The 17,174-nt window shown below is 65.2% G+C and carries 12 protein-coding genes, 7 pseudogenes and 1 other annotated feature; of the genes and pseudogenes, 11 read left to right on the top strand and 8 right to left on the bottom strand.

The annotated features are described in order from the left end of the window. Positions 1–266: 266 nt before the first annotated feature. Positions 267–1,576, bottom strand: a pseudogene (locus tag CWT10_RS01195) (ISL3 family transposase). Positions 1,577–2,619: 1,043 nt separating this feature from the next. Here CWT10_RS01195 and CWT10_RS17740 point away from each other — a divergent pair. The 3 genes and pseudogenes from CWT10_RS17740 to CWT10_RS01185 form a co-directional block, all read left to right on the top strand. Beyond that, positions 2,620–2,814 (top strand): annotated as a pseudogene (locus CWT10_RS17740) (transposase family protein); the annotation flags it as partial. A 53-nt stretch (positions 2,815–2,867) separates the two neighbouring features. Beyond that, complete coding sequence (locus CWT10_RS17215; RefSeq protein WP_233188059.1) at positions 2,868–3,224, top strand: hypothetical protein; 357 nt, start codon at positions 2,868–2,870, stop codon at positions 3,222–3,224. Further along, on the top strand, positions 3,218–3,643 hold the full coding sequence (locus CWT10_RS01185; protein WP_103062447.1) for a hypothetical protein: 426 nt from the start codon (positions 3,218–3,220) through the stop codon (positions 3,641–3,643). The genes CWT10_RS17215 and CWT10_RS01185 overlap by 7 nt, the downstream gene beginning before the upstream one ends. Before the next feature lie 56 nt (positions 3,644–3,699). Here the strand turns inward: CWT10_RS01185 and CWT10_RS17610 are convergent, their stop codons facing one another. From CWT10_RS17610 to CWT10_RS01165, 4 genes are all read right to left on the bottom strand, one after another. Further along, complete coding sequence (locus tag CWT10_RS17610; RefSeq protein WP_168190745.1) at positions 3,700–3,954, bottom strand: integrase core domain-containing protein; 255 nt, start codon at positions 3,952–3,954, stop codon at positions 3,700–3,702. Then, on the bottom strand, positions 3,876–4,256 hold the full coding sequence (locus CWT10_RS17835; RefSeq protein ID WP_103062449.1) for a DDE-type integrase/transposase/recombinase: 381 nt from the start codon (positions 4,254–4,256) through the stop codon (positions 3,876–3,878). Before CWT10_RS17835 ends, CWT10_RS17610 begins: the two co-directional genes overlap by 79 nt. Positions 4,257–4,375: 119 nt before the next feature. Beyond that, positions 4,376–4,531 (bottom strand): transposase, encoded by a 156-nt coding sequence (locus CWT10_RS01170; RefSeq protein ID WP_128683204.1) that lies wholly within the window; start codon positions 4,529–4,531, stop codon positions 4,376–4,378. A 109-nt stretch (positions 4,532–4,640) separates the two neighbouring features. Next, positions 4,641–4,841 carry a transposase gene (locus tag CWT10_RS01165; RefSeq protein ID WP_103062450.1) on the bottom strand — a complete coding sequence of 67 codons (201 nt, stop codon included), beginning with the start codon at positions 4,839–4,841 and terminating at the stop codon, positions 4,641–4,643. Positions 4,842–5,061: 220 nt separating this feature from the next. Between CWT10_RS01165 and CWT10_RS01160 the strand changes: the two are divergent. Further along, positions 5,062–5,339, top strand: a pseudogene (locus tag CWT10_RS01160) (IS256 family transposase); the annotation flags it as partial. A gap of 14 nt (positions 5,340–5,353) precedes the next feature. Here the strand turns inward: CWT10_RS01160 and CWT10_RS17830 are convergent. Further along, positions 5,354–6,929 (bottom strand): annotated as a pseudogene (locus CWT10_RS17830) (IS1634 family transposase). A gap of 94 nt (positions 6,930–7,023) precedes the next feature. On the opposite strand from CWT10_RS17830, the pseudogene CWT10_RS01150 reads away from it, so the two are divergent. Further along, a pseudogene (locus tag CWT10_RS01150) lies at positions 7,024–8,229 on the top strand (IS256 family transposase); the annotation flags it as partial. Positions 8,230–8,251: 22 nt separating this feature from the next. Continuing rightward, positions 8,252–9,175, top strand: coding sequence for a transposase (locus CWT10_RS01145; RefSeq protein WP_103064272.1), 924 nt, complete (start codon positions 8,252–8,254; stop codon positions 9,173–9,175). Between the two features lie 160 nt (positions 9,176–9,335). Here CWT10_RS01145 and CWT10_RS01140 read toward each other — a convergent pair whose 3' ends face one another. Both CWT10_RS01140 and CWT10_RS17825 read right to left on the bottom strand, forming a co-directional pair. Beyond that, the gene (locus CWT10_RS01140) at positions 9,336–9,575 is read right to left on the bottom strand and encodes an integrase core domain-containing protein (protein WP_103064273.1); all 240 of its coding nucleotides are present in this window, start codon (positions 9,573–9,575) and stop codon (positions 9,336–9,338) included. Positions 9,576–9,794: 219 nt separating this feature from the next. Then, a pseudogene (locus CWT10_RS17825) lies at positions 9,795–11,052 on the bottom strand (IS3 family transposase); the annotation flags it as partial. Beyond that, positions 10,631–10,759: a sequence feature (AL1L pseudoknot), on the bottom strand. (Overlaps the previous pseudogene by 129 nt.) 83 nt (positions 11,053–11,135) lie before the next feature. On the opposite strand from CWT10_RS17825, the gene CWT10_RS01130 reads away from it, so the two are divergent. From CWT10_RS01130 to CWT10_RS01115, 5 genes and pseudogenes are all read left to right on the top strand, one after another. Further along, on the top strand, positions 11,136–11,621 hold the full coding sequence (locus CWT10_RS01130; RefSeq protein WP_233188383.1) for an ISAs1 family transposase: 486 nt from the start codon (positions 11,136–11,138) through the stop codon (positions 11,619–11,621). 874 nt (positions 11,622–12,495) lie between these two features. Further along, a complete protein-coding gene (locus CWT10_RS17820) occupies positions 12,496–12,735 on the top strand; it encodes a DUF6968 family protein (RefSeq protein WP_416171728.1) in 240 nt (79 codons plus the stop codon). A gap of 287 nt (positions 12,736–13,022) precedes the next feature. Continuing rightward, entirely contained in the window at positions 13,023–14,246 is a 1,224-nt protein-coding gene (locus CWT10_RS01125; RefSeq protein WP_158247708.1) for an ROK family transcriptional regulator, read from the top strand. A 263-nt stretch (positions 14,247–14,509) separates the two neighbouring features. Next, positions 14,510–15,376, top strand: coding sequence for an endonuclease domain-containing protein (locus CWT10_RS01120; protein WP_233188384.1), 867 nt, complete (start codon positions 14,510–14,512; stop codon positions 15,374–15,376). Positions 15,377–15,619: 243 nt separating this feature from the next. Next, positions 15,620–16,955 (top strand): annotated as a pseudogene (locus CWT10_RS01115) (DDE-type integrase/transposase/recombinase). Positions 16,956–17,174: the final 219 nt, after the last annotated feature.

Below are 17,174 nucleotides of genomic sequence, written 5' to 3'. Positions count from 1 at the left end.
CCCACGCGTCCCTGACGCGGGGCAGCCTCAGCACTACACCACGCTCCTGCGCAGCAACACGTATCCGCCCATCAACGAAACCAGGGGGTAACCCACCGCTACAACAACAAGCGCCGGATAGCTCACGGCGTTGACCACCACCACATCAGCCGACGCCAAATAACCGAACACGTTGTTGGGGAGCCATCGGCTGATGAATTACGTCACCCCGAGCGGCATGAGCCCCAATACCATAGGCGCGATAAGGGTAATCGGGCTCTTCGTGTTTAGGGGTGTAGTAGCTGGTTGCGGAAGCCGCCGGCGTGGATGAGGCTGCGGGTGATGTAGTTGGTCAGGTTTCGGAAGCCCAGGGCGATGCCGCGTAGGTGTTCCAGGCGGGGCGTTGGTGTTCTCGGTGGGTCCGTTGGAGGTTCCGGGATGGCCGAAGTAGGCCAGGATGTCGTCGCGCCGCTGGGCCAGGGTCTTGCCCAGTGAGGCAAGTTCTTCGAGGGCGTCAGGCACGCCGGTGGTGAGGGTCTGCATCACCTTGTCCATCCGGGTCTTGCCTTCGGCGGGGGTCTTGGCGCGGTAGGCGGCCATGATCTTCTGATGCACAGCCCAGGCGGTCTGTACCGGCGTGTTCTGGGGGTCGGCGAACAGTTGTTCGAGCCGGTCCCAGCCGCTGTCGGTTACCAGCCCGGCGCCGGTGCGTAGCAGCCTGCGGGCCTTGTACAAGGGGTCGTCCTTACGGCCCCGCCGCCCGGTGGTCTCGCGCTGGGTGCGGCGCCGGCACTCATCGAGTTTGTCCCCGGCCAGCGCGACCACGCGGGTAGGGGTCCATCACCTCTATCGCATCCGGTAGGGCCTCGGCGGCGGCGGTCTTGAAGCCCGTGAAGCCGTCCATAGCGACCACCTCGATCCGGCTGCGCCAGTCCTCGGGCTGGTCCTGGAGCCATTGCTTGAAGACCTGCTTGGACCTGCCCTCGATCATGTCCAACAGCCGGGACGGACCCGTCCGGTCGCGCACGGGTGTCAGGTCAATGATGACGGTGACATACCGGTCGCCCTTGCGGGTATGCCGCCACACGTGCTCGTCCACCCCGATGACCTCCACGCCCTTCAGACGGCCGGGATCATTGATCAAGCGGTCCTTGGCCCGCTCCAGGACGGCGTCGCCCTCGGTGTGCCATGACACCCCCAACCCTGCCGCCACACGGGCAACACTCATGAACTCAACCCCCACGGCCCGGATCGCCCAGTCCACCGCCGCCCGGGTCAGCCTGGAACGCTTGGCGGCGGCTCTAGCGCAGTCTTGGCGCCACACGCGTTCGCAGCCCTGGCAGCGCCACCGCCGCAACCGCACCAGCAGGTGCGTGGGCCGCCACCCCACCGGCACGTGCGCCAGGCGCCGGGCCACCGTCCCCACCGGATCGCCCTGGGCTCCACACCGCCTGCAGAACGCGTCCTCATTCAAGGCCTGCAGCCGGCACTCCACCAGCGCCTCGTCAGGCGTTATCCGCTGACCGGTCACGGTAAGCCCCAGCGCGTCCAGGCCCAGGAAACTAGCAAGATCAGGAACAGTGAAGGCAGTACTCAGCCATGTCGAGGTCTCCGTGATCGGTTGTGTTCAGAAGCCCCCCAATCATCGGGGACCTCGACCCACACCCACCACCCCGACACGCGCACCCGCGACTACCCCACCACCACACCCTCAAACGCGAAGAGCCGGTAATCGCGATGCATACTCCTAAAGCAACAGCAGCGCGCCTGAAAAGAAAAGCAAGCCCCGCGGCGAACAGTGCGCTACATACTCCCGTGAAGCACTGAACGAAGATCTGCCTCCACACCGTCGGGTCGGCCAAGGTGATTGTGTAAGCCGAACCGGAAAGCAGCAGCGCCTCGGCCGGCACCAGCAGGACCAGCATGGCGAATAGACCTGCCGCGCTGCCGAGCACCGGCGGAAGCGATTTCGCCAAAACGTACCGCAGCGTCCTTTGGCTGGCAGTGTATGTCGTGTATATGAATTCCGAGTCCCACTCCGAGCAGATGAACACAATGGATGCTAGACCGAAGAATATCTGCGCGAATGAAAACCCGAACCCGGAAATCTCGTACAGGAACGAGGCGTCAGTCAACGGCTCCCCGGACAAATACGAAGAACGCACGGAGAACGCCACCGCACATGCCATTCCACCCATTACCACCAGGCCCGTAAGAACACTCACCCACACCGCTCGATACCCGGCCAGCACGCGGCACTGGACTCGTAGCTCCGAGAAACGCGACATCGTGAGGGTTATTCATAGGGGCAACTCGCCGCCGCGGAATTCCCGCACATTCCGCACGATTGCGTGGAAAGGTCGTGATTGCATGAGGGCTCCGCCAGCGCTGTGAATAAGCCTCCGTGTAATAGCTCATTATCAAATCACCTGACCGAACCGGACGAAACAGAGGCTCGGCAAGGTTGTTGTCTGGGTTGGGGGTTGTTAGGGGTTTTCGGTGTGTTGGTGCGGGTGCGGCGCGACCCGTCGGAGACGATGGAGGTGTTCGCAAAAAGCCATTGCCTGGAAGGTCGCGCCGCCGTGTCATCATCCCCCACTCCTGCCTTGTCGCGCCAGCCCCTGACCGGAGTGTTCAAGAGTGTCCCGGACCCGCGGCATCGGCGCGGGGTGCCGTCACCGCCTGGACACCGTGCTTGCTTTGGCGGCGGTCGGAGTGCTGGCCGGGTGCCGCACCCTGCTGGCGATCTGGGAGCACGCCCAGGACCTGACCGGCGGCCAGCTACGGCGACTGGGGCTACCGCAAGACCGGGACATCCCCTCGGAGTCCACCATCCGCCGCACCCTGCAAGACCTCGACCCGGACGACTTCGACGCCAGGGTGGCGTCGTGGATGCTCACCCGCACCGGCACCATCGAAGGGCGCAGGGTGATCGCGGTCGAGCGGGCAAGACCATGCGCGGCGCCAAACCCAAGAACAACAACAGCGGCGCAGACGCCGATAATGGCGACAGTGGCGGCGGTGATGGTGGTGGGGTGCCGCACCTGCTGGCGGCGCTGGACCAGGAGGCCGGGGCGGTACTCGCCCAGCAGCGCGTGGCCGACAAGACCAGTGAGATCCCGGCCCTGAAACAGTTGCTGGCGCCCTATGACCTTCAAGGCACTGTAGTGACTGCTGACGCCCAGCGCTCACCCAGACCGACACGGCGCAGTGGATCACCTCCCACGGCGCCGACTATGTGCTGACGGTCAAGAACAACCAGCCCGGCCTGCGAGCCAGGCTCAAGGCCCTGCCCTGGACCGGCGTCCCCGCAGCATCGAGTGTGGACACCTCCCACGGGCGCAGGGTGCGGCGCACCATCAAAGCCGTACAAGCACCCAAGTGGGTCGACTTCCCCGGCGCCGCCCAAGTACTTCAGGTGCGTCGCACCCGCACCACCACCAAGCACCAGCCCGACGGCAGCAAGAAGTCCAAGACCACCACCGAGGTCGTCTACCTCATCTGCTCCATACCGCCCGAGGACGCCCAGCCCGAGCAGGCCCCGCCCGAGACCGTGGCCGCCTGGACCCGCGGGCATTGGGGCATTGAGGTGCGCCATGAGGCGCTTTGTTTCCGGACGGAGGTGAGAGGACTCCGGGGCCCGGTTGTCGCAGCAGCCGGGTGAAGCTGAGGGCAGTGGAATGCTGGGTGTTTTTTGGACTCTTGGTTGTTGTGTGTTTGTCAGGCTGCTTTCGGGGTGGCGGCCTGTTGTAGTTCGCGTTCGAACTGGTTGGGTGTGCGGTAACCGATCCCCGAGTGCAGACGTGTCTGATTATACGTCAATTCAATCCATGACGCCACATCCCGTATCGCCTTGTCCCGGGTGGGGTAGACCATACGATGCACGCGCTCATTCTTCAGTGTCGCGCCCATCGACTCCGCCCACACACTTGTCCCAGCACACCCCCGTACGCCCCACCGACGGCCGAATACCATACTTCTTCAAATGGTCGGCGAAGGCTTGGGAAGTGTACTGCGACCCCCAGTCGGAACGGGGACGCCGTCACCCCACGGGTAGGCTTGCAGTTGCGCACCGCCATGTCAATCGCCTCACGCACCAGGTCGGTGCGCATATGATCCGCCAGAGCCCACCCCACGACCTTTTTCGTACAACAATCCAGCACGGTGGCCAGGTACACGAACCCCACCCAAGTAGGAATATAGGTAATATCCCCAACCCACTTCACGCCCGGAGCATCCGCGGCGGGAGTCTCGCTGGACCAGGTCGGGGCGCTCATCCAGGTCCTGGGCCGGCACGGTGGTGCGCACCTTTCGGCGCGGCCTAGCCGCTTTCAGGCCCAGCTCACGCATGATCGACCTGACCGTGTCCGCATCGGCGGGGATGCCCTGCCAGCCCCTATGTGGCGGCCACCCGCCTGTACCCGTAGATGCCGTCGGACTCATCGAAGATCTTCTTGATGTGCCCGGCCAGCTCCCGGCGCCTGATGGCTGTGGCGGACTCGGGCCTGGCGCGCCAGTCGTGTGGTAGCCGGACTTGGAAACCTTGGCCCACTGGCACACCCCTGCCGATCGGGAAGTTGCCCTCTTCGCTGTGAATGAACTCCTAGATGCGAGTCACTCGTGTTCCTTCGCAAGCAAGGCCGCCGCTTTCTTGTGGGAACTCACTGCTCCATCCGCGCCTTGTGCAGCTCGGCCTTCAGCCGGGCCAGTTCCTGCGCCTCGGACTCGTTTTTCTGCTCCTGGGCGTCGGCGTGCTGCTTGCGGTATTTAGCGACCCAGTTGCCCACCCTCTGGGCCACCAGACCATAACAGGCCACGACCGACGCGATCGACCGGTCCCCTTCCACCACCTCACGGGCCACTTGCGCGCAGCAGCTCTTCGGAGCACTTCGCCTTCGTCATAGTCACCCATCCTAACTATCAGATCACGGGAAATGCTAGCCATCCCCCAAGTCCCAAAACAACCTCGCGTTCCAGCCAGTCAGTTTGAGGGTCACGCCCCACGACAAGCACAACCAACATAAACGTCAGATTGTTTGTGTAAGGGTGTGGTCTGACCTGTAAGGAGACGAAACTGTGAGTGTGAATGTGGCTGCTGCTGAGGAGCGGGCTGCGGCTGGTGAGCGGCAGCGTGAGATCGCTGAGGAGTTGAAGGCCTCGGGCGCGTTGGATGAGATCTTCGCGCAGATCGATGCCGGCACTCCGTTGACCGGAGAGGATGGCCTGCCCACCGGCGTGCTAAAGGCGGCCCTGGAGCGGGGTCCTGGGTGGCCGAGCTGACCGGCCATTTGGGCTACGAGAAGGGCGCTGCGGACGCCTCAGCGCATCCCAACTCCCGAAACGGCACCAGCCGTAAGACCTGAGTCCTGACGGTTTAGTGCCCTGCGGTGTTCAGGCTGTTGAGGATTTGCTGCGCGGTCTCGGTGAGCTGGGGTTGGGCGATGACGTGGTGGCCGTTGATGGTGATGGTGACTTCCTGGAGCGGCCCCAGCTCGCGTACGAGCCGTTTGATGCTGATGCCGGTGGCGGCTTGTAGGTGGCGGGCTACCGCCAGGGATGCCATCACCACGGTCAGGTGGGCCTGGATGGCGTCGTGGGTGCGGTGGAAGACGGGCCTGGCCCGCAGGTCATGCTTGCTCATGCGCAAGGGACTGCTCCACGTGCCACAACTCGTGGTACGAGGCGATCACCTCACTGGCGGGCATCACGGTGGCGGGGATGTTGCTCACGTAGCCCTTGAGCCCCGCCAAGCGGCGTGCTCGGGCCAGAGCCTTCTCGTCCAGGACCTGGTCACCCTTACTGACGGTGACGAATCTGGTGGCCTTGGGACGCCGGTCCCCAGCAACGACCGCCCGAGCCCGGTTTTCCTGCGCGGTCAGCGTCTTGCTGGTGCCGGGCGAACCGCCTGGCGGAATACGCCCATACAGCCCGCCACGAGCCCGGAAACTCCGCTGGGCTCCAGACGGGCTCATCACGCAGCTTCTCGTTCCTCTCGGTCCAGCGCGCGCCGCGGCGTGGGGTGATCGTGTCGATCACCTGCCCATCGGCCAAGGCATCCCCGTGCCAGGCGAAGTGGGCGGCCAGGTCCGCCGGCGCCTTGGTCATGCGCGAGCCCACGATGAACCCCAAGCCGGCCTGATCGAGTGCTTCAAGGTTGGCCGCGGAGAGCATGCCGGCATCGGCGACCACGACCAGGTGCTCAATCCCCGACGCCTCCCCGAACCCCTCGACCATGGGGATCAGCGTGCTGGTCTCGGCCTTGCTGCCCTCCCAGCAGCCAACACGTAACGGGAAGCCCGTCCGGTCCACCAGCAGCCCCACGATCACCTGCGGGTCGACCCTGCGCTCCTTGGAATACCCCACCCGCCGTAGGTCGTCCTCCTTCTCCACCTCGAAGTACAGGGTCGTCACGTCATACAAACACAGACTGAGGTCGCCGCGGCCGGTGACGTGCCGCAGGCAGGCCGCCTGAATGCGGGAGCGGTAGTCACCGGTAATGCAGCGTGCCAGGGACCGGAACAGGGAGCGTGGGGTTACGGCGTCAATTCCGAGCTCGCCCAGCACGGCGGGGACCTGCTCCTTACTGGTGGGCTCCACGAGTCGGGCCAGCACCATCTGCCTGAAAGCCTCATCCCCGCCAGTGGCCTCACCCAGCCCCAGGGGCCTCATACGCGCCGGCCAGCACGTCCCACAGCAGAGCCGAACGCTTAGCTTCCACCACCGCCGGCGCGGCCTGGCGGGCAGCTTGAGGTGTCAGGCCGGCCAGGTCCAGCACACCCTGGCCGCCCCGGATCTTCTCCCTGCCGGCCTGAATCAGGGCCGCCAGCTCCGCCTCACCTGTGCGCTGAGCCCAGGTGCTCCACAATCCGTCGCACCCCGCGCTCCTTAGCCACGATCTGCACCGCCGTAGCACCAGAAGCGGTACGCACCTTACGAACATACCGGCTCACACCCCCGCACCCTACCGCCAACCGGATTAGTGCCCCACAACCACCAACCCAACCACGCCACACCAACGAAAAAGCCCATCTACTGCCACCCACCGTCAGGAGTCAGGTGACCGGCCATTTGGGCTACGAGAAGGGCGCTGCGGACGCCTCAGCGCATCCCAACTCCCGAAACGGCACCAGCCGTAAGACGATCAGCACCGAGATCGGGGATGTTGACCTGGACGTGCCGCGGGACAGGGCCGGCACCTTCACCCCGATGCTGGTACCCAACGGTGCAACGCCGCCTGGACGGCCTGGACGGGATGATCATCAGCCTGTACGCCGGCGGAATGACGGTGCGGGACATTCAGCATCATCTGGCCTCGACCATCGGCACCGAGCTGAGCCACGAGACGATCAGCAAGATCACCGACCAGATCGGCGAGGAGGTCCTGGCCTGGCCCCGCCGGCCGCTGGAGGCCCTCTACCCGGTGATTCTGCCAGGGGCGCGATCGTGGTCAAGATCCGCGACGGAGCCCATGTCTCCAACCGGGCCGCACACATCGCCGTTGGCGTGGACATGGACGGAATCAAGCATGTGCTGGGGATCTGGGTGCAGGCCCATGAGGGGGCGAAGTTCTGGGCCGGGGTGTGCGCCGAGCTGGCCAACCGCGGCGTCCTAGGGGCGTGCTGATCGTGTGCCGGGCGGGCTGACCGGGTTTCCCGAGGCGATCGAGGCGACCTGGCCGCAGGCCACCGTCCAGACCTGCGTGGTGCACCTGATCCGGGCCGCCACACGGTTCGTGTCCTACAAGGACCGCAAGGCCGTGTGCGCCGCGTTGCGGCCGATATACCAGGCCGCCAACGAGGAGGCCGCCCCGGGGTGGCCCTGGCGGCCTTCGAGGCCAGCGAACTCGGCCAGCGTTATCCGGCGGCGGTCAAGACCTTCACCGACGCCTGGGGTGCGGAACACGGACGTTCCTGGCGTTCCCGCCGATGCTGCGCCGGGTCATCTCTCCCCCACTTCGTGGGAGGTACCCCCTCAACCAACTCCATCGAGTCGCCCAGCTACCAGCTGCGCAAGGTGTCGAAGAACCGGGGACAGTTCCCCTCCGACGCCGCCGCGGTGAAGCTGCTGTGGCTGGCGATCTGCAACATCGAGGACAAGCGCGCCCGAGAACGGGACAAGGAGAAGAACCTACCCGCCAGCAAACGCAAGGCCAAGGGCCGGCTCGTGGAAGGAGCGGTAACCACCAACTGGAAACAAGCCCTCCAACAACTGGCCCTGGCCTACCCGGAACGAATCAACCCCCACCTGTGACCCAAACACTTACACAAACACATTGACAGGCTCGGTCAAGGGGCTGAACGCGATCATCGTGACCGCCTCCACGACGGCCAGCGCGCCGGTGGTGGTCGGCGCCGGCCTGCGCCGCGGGAGCATCCGCTCGGGTCAGGGCGCGGCCTGGTACCTGACCCGGTCCATGCCCGCTATCGGCGGCCTGGCCCCGGACGGGACGCGTACCCTGGTGCGGGCCGACTCCGCGTTCGCCACCCACGAGCTGATCAGCGCCGTGATTGGGATGGGCGGCCTGTTCTCGGTGACCGTCCCCCAGTGGCCCACCGTTAAGAAGGCCATCACGACCATCGCCGAGGATGCGTGGGCCCCGATCCGCTACCCGCAGGCAGTGTTCGACCAGGCCGCCGGTACCTGGGTCAGTGACGCCGAGGTCGCCCAGACCCAGTTCACCGCTTTCACCTCCCACCCGGAAGCCGAGCAGATCCCCTGCCGGCTGGTGGTGCGCCGCGTCAAGGACCAGCGCCAGCAGACCGCCACGAGCGGGCAGGCCGGCGCCCAGGGCGAACTGTTCCCAGTGTGGCGCTACCACGCCTTCATCACCAACACCGACTTACCGGCCGTGGTAGCCGACCGCATCCACCGGCGCCACGCCATCATCGAGCAGGTCATCGCCGAGCTCAAGAACGGGCCGCTGGCCCACCTGCCCTCAGGAGTGTTCAGCGCCAACGCCGCCTGGCTGCAGCTGGCGGTGATCACCTTCAACACCTCCCGGGCGGCCGCCATCGCCGCGAGCATGCCGCTGGCCCGCATGCGCACCCTCCTGACCCGCATCATCTCAGTACCTGCACGCCTGGCCCACCACGCCAGGCGCACGATCGTCCATCTGCCGGCACGCTGGCCCTGGGCCCGTGCATGGCTGCGCCTGCACCACGCCGCCAACGACCCTCCCGACAGCCGCGCGGCCTGATCCACCCAGCCCCCACCCTCCCCGGCGGGCGCGCGACCCAAGGAAGGACCTAAGCGGAAAAGGTCGGTACGAGCCGACAGACTAAACACGCCCAAACACCATCAAACAGACAAACAACACATTAACCAACCCGACCACCCCCACAACGGTGGATCAGGGCTTATCTGGCGCCGGCGGTTGCCGGCTGGGGTTGGTTGATGGTGGTCTGCTCGCCGACGTCCATGGCCTCAGCCTCTGACTCGGTTTCGGGCTCGGCGATGGTGTCGGTGGTGTCGGTGGTGTCTGGTGGTGGTGGGGTGTAGGCCTGCTCGTGCTGGATCGGAGTGTGCATGCCTATGGCGGAGTGGGGGCGGACGGTGTTGAACCAGTGCACCCACTCGGCGGTAGCGAACACGGGCATCGTCGATGCCCTGCCAGGGCCCGTGGTCGTCGAGGTAGTGCCGGTTACGGATGAGCTCGGCCTTATAGAGTGTGTCAAGCCCCGGGTTTTGTGGAGGGTGTTTTATCTGGCGCCGGTGGTTGCCGGCTGGGGTTGGTTGATGGTGGTCTGCTCGCCGACGTCCATGGCCTCTGCCTCGGGCTCGGGCTCGGCGATGGTGTCGGTGTCGTCTGGTGGGGTGTAGGCCTGCTCGTGCTCGATCGGAGCGTGCATGTCGATGGCGGAGTGAGGCCGGGTGTTGTTGAACCAGTGCACCCACTCGGCGGTAGCGAACTCGACATCGTCGATGCCCTGCCAGGGCCCGTGGTCGTCGAGGTAGTGCCGGTTACGGATGAGCTCGGCCTTATAGAGTGAGTTGAGGGCCTCGGCCAGAGCGTTGTCGTATGAGTCTCCCTTGGAGCCCACCGAGGCCACAGCATCACAGTCGGATAGGGCCTGCCCGTAGCGGATGGCCCGGTACTGGACCCCGCGGTCGGAGTGGTGAATCAGGCCCTTCAGATCCGCGCCCTCGCGCTGGCGCTGCCAGATACCCATCCTCAAAGGGGGGCGCCCCTGGGCCAGGTCGGTGTACAAGCTCGTGGAGGTCTGCCAGCCGACGATCCGACGCGAGTACACGTCAGTGACAAAGGCCACATACACCCAGCCGGACAGGGTGCGTACGTAGGTTATGTCCACACGCCCACAACTCGTTGGGCCTGAACGCGCTGAAGTGTCTTTTGACCAGATCCGCCGGGCACTGCTCCCTTGGGAGCGCTGCGCGTGGTACGCGGTGATTTGGCGCGGCGGATGCCGTGCAACCCCATGGCCCGCATCAGACGCACCCGCGGTGCAGCGTGCCGCATGCCCCAGCCCATGCCGCTCACAGGACTCAGGCCGGTTCAGCATCGCATGCATCTTGCGGGCCCCCACCCGCACAGTAGTTCTTCTCATGAACCCGCCCGATCTCAGCCTTCAGGGCCTGGTCGCGCACAGCCCTTGCTGATGGGGGACGGGTCTTGGCTGCGCAAGTAGGTGCTCGGGGCGATCTTGACATCGGCGCTGGTCAGCACCTGGCAGATCGGCTCGACCCCGAACCCCTCCTTGTGGGAGTCGATGTACTTACAGATCAGCGGGACGGGCGGCCTGGCTCCGCCGCGAAAAAAGCCGACGCGCTCCTCAAGATCGCGTTCGCCCGCCTCAGTTCGCGGCTTGTCGGCCTCCAGCTGCCTGATCCGCTCAGCATCGGATGTGGTGGTTCCTGGCCGGGCGCCCGCGTCGACCTCGGCCCCTCTATCACCCAGGTACGCAGCGCCTCGGGGTGGACGCCCAGCTCCTCGGCGATCCTTCTGATCGCCCCCTTAGACCGCTCGGGGTCCCTACGGGCCTCCACACCCCATCCTGGTAGCCCGCTCCCGCAGCCCTCCTCGGGGTACTTCCTTTGTGCACTCCCGGCAGTGATCCTTCCGTGTATTCACTGCCTCCATCAAACCCGGTGCAGTTCAAGCCAAGCTCAAGGCCCTGCCCTGGAAGGACGTCCCCGCCGTGTCGGGGGTTGACGCCTCTCACGGGCGGCGGGTGCGGCGCACCATCAAAGCAGTCCAGGCCCCCCACTGGGTCGGCTTCCCCGGTGCCGCCCAGGTCCTCCAGGTGCGCCGCACCCGCACCACCACCAAGCGCCAGCCCGGCGGCAAGAACAGCAAGCGCACTACCAGGCGCACCACCGAGGTCGTCTACCTGGTCTGCTCTGTTCCGATGCAGGACGCCCAGCCCGAGCAAGTCGCCGCCTGGATCCAAGGCCACTGGAGCATTGAGAACCGACTCCACTGGGTGCGCGACGTAATCTACGACGAGGACCGCCACCAGCTGCGCACCGGCTCCGGCCCGCAGGTCATGGCCACCCTGAGGAACCTGGCCATCAGCCTGATCCGCACCGTCTACGACGACCCGACCACCACCGGCATCGCCTCAGCCAACCGCGCCATGACACGCAAACCCACCAAAGCCATCAAACTCCTAACAACCCCCTAACCACACACCAACATTGCCGAACCCCTGCCCTCGATCCAGCCCGAGACGGTGTGGACGATGGAAACAGGTACGTCTAGGAATCGCGCGCGAGAGCGGCGCGCGGTGCTCCGTCCTGGGCCTTCAGGTCGAGACGCGTGTTGGCGGAAGACCCGCGTGCACTCACCTACGACCCACCACCTACCTTCCTTCCCGGCAGCGGCGAGAGAAGAGATTCTGACACGTCGCCATTAACAACGACACAAGTCGCATCATCCGATCGGCCTAGACACTCGGACGATGTCATCCCGCCAAGTAACCGGGATTCTAGAGTTGCAGTCGGCATCTCAATCGGGGAGTGCCGCGTCTCAAGATAGGAGGTTGCCATGCGTCGGAACTTTGCCAAGGCCCTGTTGACTGCGTCTGGTGCGCTCATAGTGGCGGTCGCAAGTTCGGGTGTTGCCACAGCTCAAGAGGATCAGCGGGCCGCGGAGGCTGTGGTCGCAGCTCAGGAGAACGTCGTAATTAACACCGGGTTGTCCATCGAGGCATACGAAGCGGGAGACGCTATCGTAACGGAGGATGGTGCTTTCAAGATTTCTGGTGATGGAGCTGAATGTGCATCGACCGGTGTCGCGCCTGTGGCAGCAGCATTTGGCGTCGACCTCCAGCACGCCGCCTACGACCTAGAGATGGCAACACTCAATCTTAAGCCGGTTGACGCACAGCAATCCGCAACGCGCGAGCTAATCTCACCCGCACACACCAGAAACTCATGTGATCGACAGTACAATCGCGACGGCAACACTTGTCGTCGCATGCGGGGCGCCCGCGCAAGAGCGATCTGCTGGAGTGCCATCACTGCTAAGTACGCCGCTTGTCTAGCCTCCGCAAGCCGATGAACACTTATCGACGACACTGCACCGACAGCACTGGGACGCCCATTGAGCTCATCCTCTCAGCACCATTCCCGAACCCCAATGGCGACTCCGCCGACTGGTGCTGCCACATCGAGACCCGGGGTTTGAACAACAATTATTCTCAAACAATATGGGGCGTGGACGCAATACAGGCACTTGAGCTCGCGTGCCAAATAATCTCGGCGGTCCAGGAACGAGAGGGGCTTCAATTGACGTAGGACTCGGAGCGGGCGACCAGGCGGACGGACCGGAGTAGGCATCCGGGCGCACAACTCAAGGAGTCGGTGTAGGCGATTTCATTCTCAATGTCCACCATCTCCCCTCTACGTCTCAGGAGTTTCGACCGGGTTATCTTGTCGCATCACGGCGAGCAACAATCATGTAGCGTTGCTCTGTGATGCCTTCCTTTCTTCCTTTGTTTGACCGCAACCGCAGAGTTTCCCCGGTACGCTGCACTTCGCGCCACCCCTCGTGGTCGGGCGCGAGCACAGCAGGAGGAGGCGCCATGGGACGCGGCAGCAACCTGCCCCGGGTAGGGGGATTCAACAGGGCCGTCGTACTGGAGGCGATCCGCCACTCCGGCGACGGACTCACCCGGGCACAACTCGGACGGATCACCGGCCTGGCACCGCAGACGGTATCCAATGTGACCCGCGAACTGCTCGACCAGCACCTGATCCGGGAGACCGGCATCGTCACCCCCGGCGGCAGGGGCCGCCCCGGCGTCGCCCTCACTCTTAACCCCGCGGGCGGCTACGCCGTCGGCATTCACATCGACCCGTCCGCCCTGGGCATCGCGGTAGTGGACCTGACCGGCGAGATCGTCGCCGAGAACTACGGTCCGCTGCCCTCACCCCAGGACTCCACGGCGGCAATCGCGCACCTGCAGCGCGAGGTCGACCGCATGGTGCAGGAGGCCTCGGTTCCGCGCGGCAGGCTGCTGGGCATCGGCGTGGCCGCACCCGGCCCCATCGACGATGACGCCGGCACCGTCAGTCCGCCCCTATTGCCGGGCTGGGGCACGGTACCGCTACGCGACCTGCTGGCCCGGCAGACAGGGCTGGACGTCGTGCTGGACAAGGACGTCACGGCGGTGGCCAAGGCACACCTGTGGACCGGCGAGTCGCCGGATCCGGCCGACTTTCTGGTGTTCTACCTCGGCGCCGGCGCCGCGATCTCCCCCGTGATCGCCGGGCAGGTGGTACGAGGGACAACCGGCAACGCAGGCGAAACCATGCACCTGCCCGGCGATCCGCTCTCCGACTCGCCCCGCGGCCGCATCCTGGGCACTTCGCTGGGTGAGCGCGAATTGGTGGCGCATGCGCGCGAACTCGGCATGATGCTTCCGGGCGCGGTCGACTCCTGGGATCCCCATGAGATCGAGGAGGGGTTCACCGACCTGCTGGACCGCGCCGGTCGGGGGGAGGCAACGGCGACCGAAGTGTTCGCCTCGGCGGGGCGTGTGCTCGGCGCTGCCGTACTGGCCGTGGCCGAACTGCTGGACATATCCGCGATCGTCATTACCGGCCCGCGCTGGGCCGCCATGCGGCCGCTGTGCGAACCCGATTTGCAACACGCGATCGCCGATCACACGCTGCACGGGCAACCGCGACCGCTGACCGTGCACACCTCCTCGCTCGGCGAGCGCGCCGGAACCGTGGGGGCCGCCTGCCTGGTGCTCGACCGCGTCTTCTCGCCGACGCCATCAACGCTGCTTATCAGCGAGTGAAGCCCTCCGAAACGAGAAGGTTTCAGCCCGTCGCCGAGGGCGGACTGTCCATATTCGGGACAAACGTCGTGGAAATCGCTCGGTACCGTTTCGGCGGTCGCATGATTCCAACGTTTTGCTACGGGTGCGCGATGACCTAGGACGCGTTTGTCCCGAATCTGGACAGTTCCACCATTATCCACAGGCGTTCTTCGCGACACCCTCATTCACAGGACTCGCCAGCCTCGTTTGCGACATCGGTGTGGATCCAGCAACTTCGTCGTATGGGACGGAGGATCGATCAAGACCTTCTGGAGCTGGTACGCGGCTGCTACGGCGCTGTGCGGCTGCGGGATCTCGACCTGGACCGCACCGGTCGACGCCATGCCCATAAGCTCATCAGGGCCGGAGAGCTCAATGAGCATCCGCATGGCGTTGTAAGCATCCCGGGCACCGACCAGGCCCTGATTCTCGCCCGCATCCACGGCGGGGTCATCACCTGCCAGCATGCCGCCATGTACTACGGCTACCCGCACCCGCGCCGATGGCAGGTAGTGCACCTGGCAGTACCGCACGGTGGAGGCGTGCCCATAGTCAAGGACGAGGTGCTGCACGTCGACCGTTCCCTGCTCCCACCGTCACCGACTGAGTACCCGGTGGCACCAATCCCCTCAATGCTGGCCCACTACCTACGCTGCGCCCCCAACCGTGAAGCACCACTCATGGCCTGCGATGCAGCCCTGCATCAAGGCCACACCAGTGTAGAGACCATAGCGGCACTACTACGCGGCCCGGGCTCACGCCAGGCCAAACACCGCCTGGCCCTGACCAGTCCACGAGCGCGCTCACCGCTGGAGACACTCGCCCGTCTGCAACTGCACGACGCCGGAATCCCCTTCGTGGATGGCATGGACATTCCCAGGGTGGGGGAAGTTGACCTGCTGGTCGCGGGCTGGCTTGTACTGGAGCTCGACGGCTACACCTACCACGAGGACGAGTTTCAGTTCGGCCTGGACCGCCGCCGCGACCGGGAACTGGTCAGGCAGGGCTACCGGGTCGCCCGCTTCACCCGCCAGGACGTCGAAGCCGGTCAGGTGGGCGAAGAGATTCGGGGCCTGCTCGCCGCGCGAAGGCGGTTGGCTGGCACCTGAAAGCCAAAGTGTCCAGATTCGGGACAAACGCTCCCTCAACGTGAACAGGTGTCCTCGGAATCGTTGGTATCACGCGGCTTCGGCGGGCGGCATCGGGCGTGAGAAAACCGTTTGTCCCGAATTTGGACACTTCTGGTGGCCGCAGGGCGTGTTATGTCTCAGGACATCGGTGACAGTTCTGTGTCAGGACATCGGTGACAGTTCTGGCTGTTTGGGTGGTGACACTTCGGGTCGGATTGGGGCATGAGTTCAGCGAACCGTCGTGTCGATCCGCGTGTGCGCCTGGAGATTGTCCGGTGGCCTGATGACGCCCCGCGCGGGGCGGTCACCACCTTCTGCGCCGAGCAGTCCATCTCACGTAAGACCTTTTATGCGATCCGTGCCCGAGCTCGCGCCGAGGGCGAGGCCGCGGCCCTTGAGCCTCGCTCCACGAGACCACGTAGGAGTCCTTCGGCCATCAGTGCTGATCAGCGCACCCAGGCCCTGGACGTGCGTGCCGCGCTAGAGAGCTCTGGCCTGGACTGCGGCCCGATCAGCGTGCACGACAAGATGCAGGCCATGGGCCTTCAGGCGCCCTCGCCGGCGTCCCTGGCCCGGATCTTCCGCGCCGCCGGCGTGGCCCGCGCCGAGCCGGCCAAAAGGCCCCGGGCGGCATGGCGCCGTTTCGTCTACCCCGCCCCGAACGCCTGCTGGCAGACGGGGCGCCACCGAATACGTACTGGCCGGCGGCCGCAAGGCCGTCATCTTCCAGCTCATCGACGACCACTCCCGCCTGGCGGTTGCGTCCCTGGTCGCCGCCTCCGAGACCAGTCAGGCGGCCATCGCCACCTTCGACAAGGCCGTCGCCCGCTACGGAGTGCCCCAGCGGCTGCTGACCGACAACGGGGTCGCCTTGAATCCCACCCGACGCGGCCGCAAAGGCAAGCTGGTCGGCCACGTGCGCTCCCTGGGGGTGGAACCGATCACCGGCAAGCCGTACAAGCCCACTACCCAGGGCAAGAACGAGCGCTTCCACCAGACCCTGTTCCGCTACCTCGACGCTCAGCCCCTGGCCCTCACCATCGCCGAGCTTCAGGCACAGGTCGACGCCTTCGACCACATCTACAACACCGAACGCCGCAACCAGGCCCTTCCCGGGAGGATGACACCCCAGCAGGCGTGGGACGCCACCCCCACCGCCATCCCGCCAAGACCCGCCCCACCCGACGAGACCGTGTCCGTGGGCGGTCCGCCCGCACCCACTGTTACCGCCTCGGGCCAGCCCACACGAGGTGCCAGACCACCCGAGCGCCGCAAGACCCCACCCTCAGGGACCCGGCAGGTATGCGTCGGCGCCAACGGGACCGTCAACCTGGCCTCGATCACGTTCCTGGTCTCCAAGGCCTACGCCGGCAGCCAGGTCATCATCGACTACAACCCCGACACGATCATCATCACCACCACCGACGGCGAGGTCCTCGCTCAACACACCTGGCCCGCACCCGGCACCCGCTACGTCTCCACCCACACACACCCAACCCCACCAACCAGCACCGACCACCACACCCCACAAGACCCAGAACTGTCACCGATGTCCTGACACACCAAGTGTCACCGATGTCCTGACACACCAAGTGTCACCGATGTCCTGACACACCAAGTGTCACCGATGTCCTGACACACCAAGTGTCACCGATGTCCTGAGACATCACAGGTGGCCGCAGGGCGGCGAACACCGCAAATATAACGACTAAACAACGTCCTCAGGGACGGCTTGACAGCGTTTTATCCATTTGATGGAGTATTTAGTGACGGCGTC

Origin of the sequence: Actinomyces qiguomingii (assembly GCF_004102025.1) — a bacterium.
GTDB classification, from domain to species: Bacteria; Actinomycetota; Actinomycetes; order Actinomycetales; family Actinomycetaceae; genus Actinomyces; species Actinomyces qiguomingii.
The sequence above is the reverse complement of the archived record's forward strand: the minus strand, read 5'-3'. Positions and strand labels throughout refer to the sequence as shown.